Below are 9,873 nucleotides of genomic sequence, written 5' to 3'. Positions count from 1 at the left end.
GCGGACGAGTGATGAAACCGTGCTCGACGAGTTCGTCGGTGACCGCTTCCGCGCTGACGCCGTCCGCGAGCGTGATGCCGCCCAGGAAACCGGCCACACGCGTCTCGACGACCGCTGCCCGGGCCGTGAGGCCGTGCAGTTCGCGGGCGAGCAGCTGCTCCAGCTCGTTCACTCGAGGAAGCAGCTTGTCCTCTTCGAGGATGTCGAGGTTGCGCAGAGCGACGGCGGAGGCGGTGGCATGCCCGGCATAGGTGGCACCGTGGCGGAAGACGGGAGTGTCGGAGGAATCACGGTAGAACGGCTCCCAGATGTGGGGCGCGACGAGCACGCCGCCCAGCGGTGCGTATCCGGACGTGACGCCCTTGGCAAAGGTGATCAGGTCGGGTCGCAGGCCGTACCGCTCACTGGCGAACATGTGGCCCGTACGGCCGAAACCGGTGATGACCTCGTCGACGATCAGAAGGATGTCGTTCTCCCGGCAGATGCGCTGCAGGCCCTCCAGGTAGCCGGGGACGGGCGGGTTGACGCCGCCGGTGCCCTGGACGGGTTCGGCCACGATCGCCGCGATGCGCTCCGCGCCGATCTCCTGCACGGTCCGCTCGACGGCGGCGATGTCGTACGTGGAGACGCGGGCGGTCTCCGGCACGAGGGAATCGGTGCCGTAGCCGACGCGGTTGAAGTCCAGGCCGGCGATGCTCGTGCCGTAGGCGTGCAGGCCGTGGTAGGCGAACTCGCGACTGAGGATCACGGTTTTGGTGGTGCGGCCCTCGCGCTGCCAGTGGCGCCGGGCGAGCTTGCAGGCGACGTCGATGGCGTCGGAGCCGCCGCTGTTGAGGATGACCTTGGGGTTCGTGACGGGCGACAGGGCCGCCAGGCGCTCGGCCAGCTCCACAGCGCGGTCGTTCAGGTAGCGGCCGAAGATGTGGTACGTCTCCAGACGCCGCATCTGCTCGTAGGCGGCCTCGGCCAGCTCGGGGCGGGAGTGACCGACGTTCGCGTGCCACAGACCGGCCGTGCCGTCGAACAGACGGCGCCCCTCGGTGGTGAACACATAGCTGCCTTCGGCGCGATCGACCGTCAGTTGGCGTCCTAGAACGGACGGGAGGTGAGCCTGGGCGCTCCAGAGAGCGGGCCCGGTCAGCACGGATGGGTTCTTGTTGGACATGACTGTTCCCCTGGGTATGTGCAAGTCACTGGGCGGTGTAACCGCCGTCGACGGGAAGGGTGATGCCGGTGATGTAGGCGGCGCCGGGTGAGGCCAGGAACGCGATGGCGGCTGCGACGTCCTGCGGGGTGGCCGGCCGGCCGAGCGGAATGCCGTCGGCCACTCTGCGGGCGAGCGCTTCGGGATCCTTGTGGGAGCGCAGCCAGGCCTCGTACAGCGGGGTGCGGGTCATGCCGGGTGCCACGGCGTTGACACGGATGTCGTACGGCGCGAGTTCCACTGCGGCCGCGGCTGTCAGCGCCTTCATCGCACCTTTGCTGGCGCTGTAGACGCTCATCGTGGGGACTCCGACCGTGGCCAGCCGGGAGGTGACGTTGATGATGCTGCCGCCCGACTGCCGCATGGCGCGTCCCGCTGCCTGGAGAACGGCGATCGCGGCGAACGTGTTGATCTCGAAGGTGTCGCGGATCTCCTCGGTCGGGACGTCCAGCAGTTCTCCGGTGTGGTCGGCTGCTGCGTTGTTCACCACCGCATCGACCCTCCCGAACCGGTCGAGGGCACAGTCCAGCAGGCGGTCGGGCTCTCCGTCCCGGGTGAGGTCGGCCGGGACGAAGCAGGCTGCGCCGGAGCCGAGTTCGCGAGCCACTGCCTCACCTCGTTCGCTGCAACGGCCGGTGAGGAGGACAGCGAAACCGTCCTGGTGGAGCCACCGGGCAGCCTCGGCTCCTATCCCGGAGGTCGCACCCGTGACGACAGCCACCCGTTGCGGCATGGGTAGGTGGGTCATGCCCGTTTCTCCATCAGTTCGTCGGGACGTGGGGTCCACAGCCGTGTTGCGACGCTCCTCGGCTCGGAACGGCCCAGAGGTTTGCGGCCGTGGCGCCGCCGTGCGTCGGACCGCGGCGAGGGCGCCGCACGGTGGGCGGTGAGGCAGACGGTTTCCGCTGCGGGTGATCGTCAGCGACGTGCACCGGTTCGCTGCACGTAGTGCACGATCAGGTAGGTGAGGAGGATGACCGCCAGGCTGAGGACGCTGAGATAGAGCTGCGAGCGGGCGTCCGGAACCAGCAGCATGGAGCTCACTACGACCAGGATGCCGGCCAGGGTGATCCAACTGAGGTACGGATAGCCCCACATGCGCAGCTTGAGCCGCTCGGGGGCCTCCCGCTCGAGCTGCCGCCGCATGCGCAGCTGTGATCCGGCGATGATCGCGTAGACGAACAGGCCCACGGCGCCCGCTGAGTTGATGATGAAGTCGAAAACGGTGTCCGGCGCAACGTAGCTCATGATGACGGCCACATAGCCGGCGGACGTACAGGCCAGAATGGCCTTCCAGGGCGTTCCCTTCCGGCTGCGGTCGGCAACCCATCTCGGTGCCCAGTTGTTGCGCTGGAGCGCGAACAGCATCCTCGAAGCTGTGTACAGGCCGGAGTTCAGGACGGACAGCACCGAGGTGAGGACGACCACACTGATGATGGTGCTCGCGGCGGGAATGCCCATCTTGCCGAAGGCGGCCGCATACGGGCTGGTCTGGGTCGGGATCCGGTCCCACGGGGTGATCATCACCAGCAGCGTCACCGAGCCGACGTAGAAGATGATCACACGCCAGACCGTGGAGGAGGTCGCCTTGACCACCGATGTCACCGGATCCGCCGACTCCGCCGCCGCGATGGTCACGATCTCCGTGCCGACGTAGGCGAAGATCACCATCACGATGCCGTGGAGGATCGCTGACACGCCGTGGGGAGCGAAGCCGCCCGCGGTGACGTTTCCGACCGACATCTTCGATCCGGGCCAGATCCCGAGAGCGAAGAGGGTGCCGGCGAGGAGGAAGACGACGATCGTGACGATCTTGATGGATGCCAGCCAGAACTCGGTCTCACCGAACGAGCGCGTGGACACGAGGTTCGAGGCGGTGAGCAGCGTCATCAGGATCAGCGAGAAGACCCATTGGGGTACGCCTGGGATCCACAGCATGAGCAGTTTGGCGCCGGCGACCGCCTCGAACGCCACGACGCCCACCCAGAAGTACCAGTACAGCCAGCCGATCGTGTAGCCGGCCCAGCCGCCGAGCGATGCGCGGGCGTATTCCATGAACGACCCGAGCGCAGGCGAGGCGGTGGCCATTTCCCCCAGCATCCGCATGACGAGGATGACCAGGAGCCCGCCCAGAGCGTAGGAGAGGATGCTGGCCGGTCCCACGGCGTGGATGACGGCTCCGCTGCCGACGAAGAGGCTGGCTCCGACGATGCCACCGAGGGCGATCATCCGGACGTGTCGCTGTCTGAGAGTTCTTGGCGCGTCGGGCTGGGTGAGCTCTGGGGCGAGTTCGGGAGTCGTTTGCACGTGTCTGAGCCTTTCTGCGGCGTCGTTGCCGGTGGGTCGCGGATGCGACGTTCAGTGAGGGGTCGCATGCGCGGGAGTGGCGCCGTTGTGTTCGTGTGCGATGCGCGGTATGTGCGTGTGTGGGGCGCCCAGCGGGTTCACCTGAGCGGGAGACGACACATGCGCCGCTGTGACCGTTGCCGAGAGGCCGTCCCGGGCATCCTTTTCGAGTGAACGGAAGGCCGCCGCGGGCCAAACTGTAGAACAGTTCTACTGTTGAGCGCTAGGGGTGCAGCTCGGTACCATGCCCTCATGACAGCACTCGACGGATTGGTGGCCCGCAGGACGACGACCGCCCAGCAGGTGGCCGACGGGCTTTCGGAGCGGATTCTCGCGGGCGCCTTTCGCCCTGGTGAGCGCCTGCGCGAGAGCGCGATCGCCACCGAACTGGGCATCGCACGGAACACTGTCCGTGAGGCCGTCCGTCTGCTGGAACACGGCGGTCTGGTGCGGTTCGAGGTGAACCGCGGCGCCGTGATCATCTCTCCGACGCCTGAGACGGTCGAGGAGCTCTACACGGCCCGGAAGCGCTTGGAGACGGCGGCGGTGGCAGCACCGCTCACCAGCGAGCAGCTCGAGGCCGTCGAGGCGGCCTACGCCGACTTGGGCGCGGCCACCACGTCACATGAACGCGCTGACATCGTCGCCGCAGACCTGGCTTTTCACGCGGCGATCGTGGCAGCCCTCGGCAGTAGTCGCATCAACGCGTTCTACGCGGGGCTCACCCGGGAACTGCGCTTCTACCTCATGGCGCTGTCCGCCCACGAGCGCGAGTACGAGAACCCGGGCAAGGTGGTCGGTGAGCATGAGCCGCTCATGGAAGCCCTTCGGACCGGCGATGCGCAGCGCGCACAGCGAGAGGTGAGTCACCACATCGCGACCAACGCCGAGAGAGTGCAGCGGATTCTGGCCGCCGGCAACGGCAGTTGATGCGGTGAGGCCCGGAGTTGCGGCGTCAACGGCGGGCGAGCCTCCGCCGCATCGGCCGACCACGAAGGCCATGACGAAGTCATGACGACATCCGGGACCACCGGCGGGAGCGGGCCGGCCAAGGCACGCGGCAAGCCGCGAGGTGCAGACGAAGCCCAGCGGCCTCATGCCGCATCAGTTCGCGCCGGGACCGCCCAACAGCGCGGCGACTTGTGAGTGCACGGCTTCCTCGGCGGCGGGTGAAAGGTCACCGACCGCCGTCGAACTCAGCGCGTGCAGTGTCTCGTCGACGTCCGAACCGCACGAGACGCCGGCGCTGAGCACTTCATAGCCGTCACGTACGGCAATCCGCAAGCGGTGGCCGACGTCGCCGGCGTGCACCGCCGAAGCGACGACGAGGGGCGGCGGACCGCCCGCCTCGCCCGGCAGTTTGCGGTACGCAGAGGCGATCGGCTCACGCCAGTGCAGACTGAGCAGGACGGGACGCTTGGCCACCAGCTCGGCCAGGTCAGTCTCCTGCACTCCGTCGGGCCCCAGCACCACTGCCCGGGCGTCCAGCACGAGGGCCGCAGGCAGCAGGCAGCGCAGCGCGCTGCCTACGAGGTTGCCACCGACGGTCGCCGTCCGCCGCACTGCGCCGGTGCCCACCGAGGCGGCAGCCAGGCGCAGCACGTCCGGCACCCGCTCGTCCATCCGGTGCAGGACGACTGCGCCACCGACGGTCTCCCGCCCGAGCACGTTGGCCTCGGGCAAGTCCCGCAAGGACATGGCCAGTTCGGGAAAACCGTCGCGCTGCCAGGCGGCCCAGACGAGTGTCGCCCCGCCGACGGGGACCGCCCCTTCTGCCAAGCATGCCTGCGCATCGGACACCGACGTGGGCAGACGCAACAACACAGCAGCCTTCCTTCCTGAGAGATGACGCGAAGGCGAGGGGTCATGTTCTGGCCACCTCTCGACCCTGCCAGCGCAGTCTTCTCGTCAGGGCGGGGGCGCGTACAGGGCTCACACGAGCACGCCATCGAGGAACGCGTCGACCAGGCGGTATGCGTTCTCCCGTGCCGTCGGCTCCATGGCGCGGCTGCGTGCGACCAGCTCTTCCGCATCGATGCCGAGCCGCGCGCACTGCTCCGCCCCGCCGAAGTCGACTCAGCGCCGCACGACGGCCGGGATCACCTCGGGGTGGAACTGGACCCCGAGCGAGTTCCCCACCCGGAACGCCTGCGTGCACACGGCGTTGCGGGCCATTTCCTCGGCGCCGGGCGGCGGGACGCAGCGGTCGTAGTGCCACTGCATCCAGGGGCCGGGCGGTATCAGGGCGGGGTCGTTCGTGTCGATGGGGACCCAGCCGATCTCGGGACGGCCCGCTCCCACCCATGCCTGAAGGCCACTGGGCCGAGTGACCGCGGGATACATTTGGCCGCAAACGAACGTGCCGGCGGCCCCCGCGTCGCCCCGACGCGGAGGAGGAGCCCGTGCCCGGCCCCCGCCGATCCATCACCGAGACCGAGCAGGCCGTACAGCAGCGGCTGGGCGGCCTGACGCTGCAGCGCGAGGCCATGGCCGCCGTGAGCAACATCCACCGGGCCGCCGCGGCCGTCCGCAGCCATCTGGAGAACTCTGTGCTGCGTCCGCACGAGCTGACGTGGACCAGCTTCGTCGTGCTGTGGGTCCTGTGGATCTGGGGCGAGGCCGAGACCTGGTCGGTCGCCGAGGAGGCGGGCATCTCCAAGGGGACACTGACCGGCATCGCGCGCACTCTCGAGCCACGCGGCCTCGTGGCCCGCTCCCCCCACCCCGAGGACCGTCGCCGGGTCCTGCTCTCCCTGACCCCCGAGGGGGAGAAACTCATGGAGGAACTGTTCCCGGCCTTCAACGCGGAGGAGGCGTTCGTCTCCGCCCCGCTGAGCCCCGAGCAGTGCCTCCAGCTCGCCGACAGCCTGCGTGCCGTTGTCAGCCGGCTCGAGGAGCACGGCGAGCAGCGGCGGCGGGAACTGCTCGCCGACGAGGACCTGGCCCCGCGGCGCTCGGGCCGTCGCGCGCGGCCGTGATCACACCCTCGGGGCCACACCCCCGCTCGCCCGTCTCCGGACGCCGCACCCATCGCCGGATGCGGCGCCCTCCGGACCGCCGGAGTCCACCGCCATGGCCGGAGCGAGGGATCTCCAGATCAAGCGTTTGGTGCCAAATAACTTCGCCGGAAGCCCTTGACACCCTCCATGCTCCGACTGTCTATTTGGGGCCAAATAAATTGGAGGTGGGGACATGACCCGCGGGCCCCAAGCAGCTGTCCTCGCAGGGGTGACCGATGACAACGTCGTTCAGCAGCAGGCGCTCCTCTGCCGCATGCTGCTGGACGGTGCCGCCGTCCAGGTCAGTGTCGACGGGGACGGGGACGGGGATGGAGACGAGCTGGTCGCCGGGGACGGCCGCCGCGTCAAGACCGACGAGGCGCAGACCTGCCGACGGTCGTCCCATCCAAGATCATCGCCGTCCACCTCCACCATCGCAGCCGCGTGGACGAGTTCGGGATCGATCTGCCCGGCACGCCGACCTACTTCGACAAGCCGACCTCATCACTCACCTTCCCCATGGGCGCCATCGTCGGCCCCGAGGGCTGCAAGTGGCTGAACCGGCTCACCAACCACATCGCCACCGGCCCCACCCCCATCCGCACCGACGTCGGCGCCCAGGCCACCGAGTCCGAGGAAGTGCTGTCCTCCGCACTGGGCGGCGACTGCGAGTTCCGCGGCATCCGCCCGCCAAGCGCTGAGCGCGGACCACGTCAACACGGAGATCACACAGGAGTGACCAGATGGATCTGAACAAGTGGCTGGCCGCGGCGGTCGCGTCGAACGCCGAGTGGGCGAAGACCTTCGGCCCCTTCGCCCCGCACCCGGCGTCGGCCGTCGAGGACGACCGGTTCGCCGCCGCGTTCGGTGTCTTCACCGAGCGGCTGAAGGACAACTACCCCTTCTTCCACCCCCGCTACGCGGGGCAGATGCTCAAGCCGCCGCACCCGGCTGCCGTGGTCGGCTACCTGACCGCGATGCTGATCAACCCCAACAACCACGCCCTGGACGGCGGGCCGGCCACCGCCGCGATGGAGCGTGAGGTCGTCCAGCAGCTGGCCAGGATGTTCGGCTACGACACCCACTTGGGGCACCTGACCACCAGCGGCACCATCGCCAACCTCGAAGCCCTCTTCGTGGCCCGCGAACTGCACCCCGGCAAGGGTGTCGCCTACAGCACCGAGGCCCACTACACACACGGCCGGATGTGCGGAGTCCTGGGGATGGAGGGCTTCCCCGTCCCCACCGACGACCTCGGCCGCATGGACCTCGACGCGCTGGAGGAGCTACTGCGCGGCGGACGGGTCGGCACGGTCGTGCTCACCACCGGTACCACCGGGCTCGGCGCGATCGAGCCGGTCCACGAGGCGCTGGCGCTGCGCGAGCGGTACGGCGTGCGCATCCACGTCGACGCCGCCTACGGCGGATTCTTCACGCTGCTGGCCGGCGCGGACGGCCCCGAGGGCCTGCCGGCCGAGCCCTGGCAGGCCGTCGCCCAGGCCGACTCCATCGTGGTGGACCCGCACAAGCACGGCCTGCAGCCCTACGGCTGCGGCGCCGTCCTCTTCCGCGATCCCTCGGTCGGCCGGTTCTACCTGCACGACTCGCCGTACACGTACTTCACCTCCGACGAACTGCACCTGGGCGAGATCAGCCTGGAGTGCTCCCGTGCGGGCGCGGCGGCCGCCGCGCTGTGGCTCACCTTCCAGCTGTTGCCGCCCACCCGCGAAGGGCTGGGCCAGGTGCTGGCGGCCGGCCGGCGCGCGGCGCTTCGCTGGGCGGACCTCATCGAGGGCTCCGAGCACCTGGAGCTCTACCAGCCCCCGCAGCTCGACATCGTCAGCTACTTCCCGGTCACCGCACGCAACACCCTCTCGGAGATCGACGCGGCCAGCAACCGGATCCTGCAGGAAGGGATGACCGACAGCCAGGACCCGGTCTTCCTCAGCACCCTCCGCGTCGGCGCCGAGCGCTTCACCGCCCGTCACCCGAAGGTCACCGCGGATGCCGACGGTGCACGGATCCTGCGCAGCGTGCTGATGAAGCCCGAATCCGAGACCTACGTCGAGCACCTGCACCAGCGTCTGGAGCAGCTCGCCCGCTCATGACCGCCCGTGTGTCACCGGCTCACCACAGCCCGACGGGCATTGAGCCGGGCGCCCGACTTCCCGACTTGCTGTCCTGCAGCTTCGGGGACGGGTTACAGCGCTGATCGCAGCCAGGCCGGGTTGGTGGGGCGTGACCGATCGTCGGCCCCCAGATCAGTCGAGCGAGCCACCCAGTTGCGGCAGGTGTGCGCGGCGACAGGCCGGCGATGCCGCTGCCGGTGCTGAGGTGGTACCCGCGCACCATCGATGGGCGGGTTGCCGTCGTTGCGGTCATCCTTCGATGAACTGGTAGTCGCCGACGATGCGGCCGTCGGGGCCGAGCATGAGGATCTCCAGCCCGACGCCGGCAACCTCACCACCGTCCCGGGCCACCATCTCCCAGTTGTACTTGACGACATCGTGAAGCCTGTCGGTGTTGCCGCGCGACCGGAAGACAAAGGTGCCTGGCGCGACGAACTCCTCGTAGGCGCGTCACTCGGAACTCCAATGCGTGGTGCCCGCGCGGGCCCTGCCGGAGCAGGCCGCCGAGCAGCCGTCGCAGTGGAACTCGCTCGACCTTGTCACCTCCTTGAGGGGATCCTTGGGCATGGAGTTCCTCTGCCACCACCGCGACCGGCCCGACTCCCTCCCACTGCGCTACGAGCTGCGGGAAGAGCACTGGTCCTACATGGACCAGTACGCGAAGGAGATGATCGCCCGGGGCCCGACCCTCACCGACGACGGCGGCACACCCACCGGCAGCCTGCACATCGTCGACCTGCCCGACCCCGCCGCTGCCCGCGCGTTCGCCTTCGACGAGCCGAACTACCAGGCCGGCGTCTACCGGGACGTGCTGCTACGACGGTGGCGCAACACGCTGGGGCGCACGATGTGGGACTTCCCTGGCGGCCGGACCGGCGGCAACCGGTACCTCGTGCTCGGCCTCGGCGCAGGGCAGGCCACCGACCTCGCTGCGCCGCCCGAGTGGAACGAGCTGATCGCCTACGGGCCGCTGCTCTCCGACGACGGCGCCACCTGGCTGGGTACAGCGGCGCTGGTCCAAGCTCCGGACCCTGACACCGCACGCGCCATCCTGACCCAGGACCGGTATGCCGACATCGAGGTGCACAACTGGCAGTTCGGCGGGCGTCCGTCATAGCCGGGGTGTCCGCCGCACCGGCAGGTTGGTGGGCGAGGAACCGCTCGCCGCGCCGTGGAGGCGGCGGAGCGCCTGGCC

At 69.1% G+C, this 9,873-nt stretch carries 9 protein-coding genes and 1 pseudogene; 5 read left to right on the top strand and 5 right to left on the bottom strand.

Annotated features, from left to right (window positions below):
• From C3488_RS28245 to C3488_RS28235, 3 genes are all read right to left on the bottom strand, one after another.
• Positions 1–1,165 (bottom strand): aspartate aminotransferase family protein (locus C3488_RS28245; RefSeq protein ID WP_103843748.1); only part of this gene is annotated, 1,165 nt, incomplete at its 3' end.
• A 25-nt stretch (positions 1,166–1,190) separates the two neighbouring features.
• Positions 1,191–1,952: an SDR family NAD(P)-dependent oxidoreductase gene (locus C3488_RS28240; protein ID WP_181139224.1), complete on the bottom strand. Its 762-nt coding sequence runs from the start codon at positions 1,950–1,952 to the stop codon at positions 1,191–1,193.
• Positions 1,953–2,122: 170 nt separating this feature from the next.
• The gene (locus C3488_RS28235; protein WP_258053710.1) at positions 2,123–3,511 is read right to left on the bottom strand and encodes an amino acid permease; all 1,389 of its coding nucleotides are present in this window, start codon (positions 3,509–3,511) and stop codon (positions 2,123–2,125) included.
• 291 nt (positions 3,512–3,802) lie between these two features.
• Between C3488_RS28235 and C3488_RS28230 the strand changes: the two genes are divergently transcribed.
• The gene (locus C3488_RS28230) at positions 3,803–4,480 is read left to right on the top strand and encodes a GntR family transcriptional regulator (protein ID WP_103843745.1); all 678 of its coding nucleotides are present in this window, start codon (positions 3,803–3,805) and stop codon (positions 4,478–4,480) included.
• Positions 4,481–4,654: 174 nt separating this feature from the next.
• On the opposite strand, the gene C3488_RS28225 is transcribed toward C3488_RS28230, so the two are convergent.
• Positions 4,655–5,374, bottom strand: coding sequence for an FAD binding domain-containing protein (locus C3488_RS28225; protein ID WP_103843744.1), 720 nt, complete (start codon positions 5,372–5,374; stop codon positions 4,655–4,657).
• Between the two features lie 252 nt (positions 5,375–5,626).
• Positions 5,627–5,851, bottom strand: coding sequence for a hypothetical protein (locus tag C3488_RS28220; protein WP_103843743.1), 225 nt, complete (start codon positions 5,849–5,851; stop codon positions 5,627–5,629).
• Positions 5,852–5,952: 101 nt separating this feature from the next.
• On the opposite strand from C3488_RS28220, the gene C3488_RS28215 reads away from it, so the two are divergent.
• From C3488_RS28215 to C3488_RS28200, 4 genes and pseudogenes are all read left to right on the top strand, one after another.
• On the top strand, positions 5,953–6,528 hold the full coding sequence (locus C3488_RS28215; protein WP_103843742.1) for a MarR family transcriptional regulator: 576 nt from the start codon (positions 5,953–5,955) through the stop codon (positions 6,526–6,528).
• A 295-nt stretch (positions 6,529–6,823) separates the two neighbouring features.
• Positions 6,824–7,302: pseudogene (locus C3488_RS28210) on the top strand (hypothetical protein).
• On the top strand, positions 7,293–8,657 hold the full coding sequence (locus tag C3488_RS28205; protein ID WP_103843741.1) for an aminotransferase class I/II-fold pyridoxal phosphate-dependent enzyme: 1,365 nt from the start codon (positions 7,293–7,295) through the stop codon (positions 8,655–8,657). The pseudogene C3488_RS28210 and the gene C3488_RS28205 overlap by 10 nt, the downstream one beginning before the upstream one ends.
• 586 nt (positions 8,658–9,243) lie before the next feature.
• Positions 9,244–9,795, top strand: a complete 552-nt coding sequence (locus C3488_RS28200; protein ID WP_103843751.1) for a YciI family protein — start codon at positions 9,244–9,246, stop codon at positions 9,793–9,795.
• Positions 9,796–9,873 lie beyond the last annotated feature (78 nt).

This window comes from Streptomyces sp. Ru72 (assembly GCF_002920635.1).
Classification (GTDB): domain Bacteria; phylum Actinomycetota; class Actinomycetes; order Streptomycetales; family Streptomycetaceae; genus Streptomyces.
The sequence above is the reverse complement of the archived record's forward strand: the minus strand, read 5'-3'. Positions and strand labels throughout refer to the sequence as shown.

What these genes read in the sequence shown, in the direction of transcription:
- C3488_RS28240 (WP_181139224.1), bottom strand. Translation starts at nt 1,952, where the DNA reads ATGACCCACCTACCCATGCCGCAACGGGTGGCTGTCGTCACGGGTGCG.
- C3488_RS28230 (WP_103843745.1), top strand. Translation starts at nt 3,803, where the DNA reads ATGACAGCACTCGACGGATTGGTGGCCCGCAGGACGACGACCGCCCAG.
- C3488_RS28205 (WP_103843741.1), top strand. Translation starts at nt 7,293, where the DNA reads ATGGATCTGAACAAGTGGCTGGCCGCGGCGGTCGCGTCGAACGCCGAG.
- C3488_RS28200 (WP_103843751.1), top strand. Translation starts at nt 9,244, where the DNA reads ATGGAGTTCCTCTGCCACCACCGCGACCGGCCCGACTCCCTCCCACTG.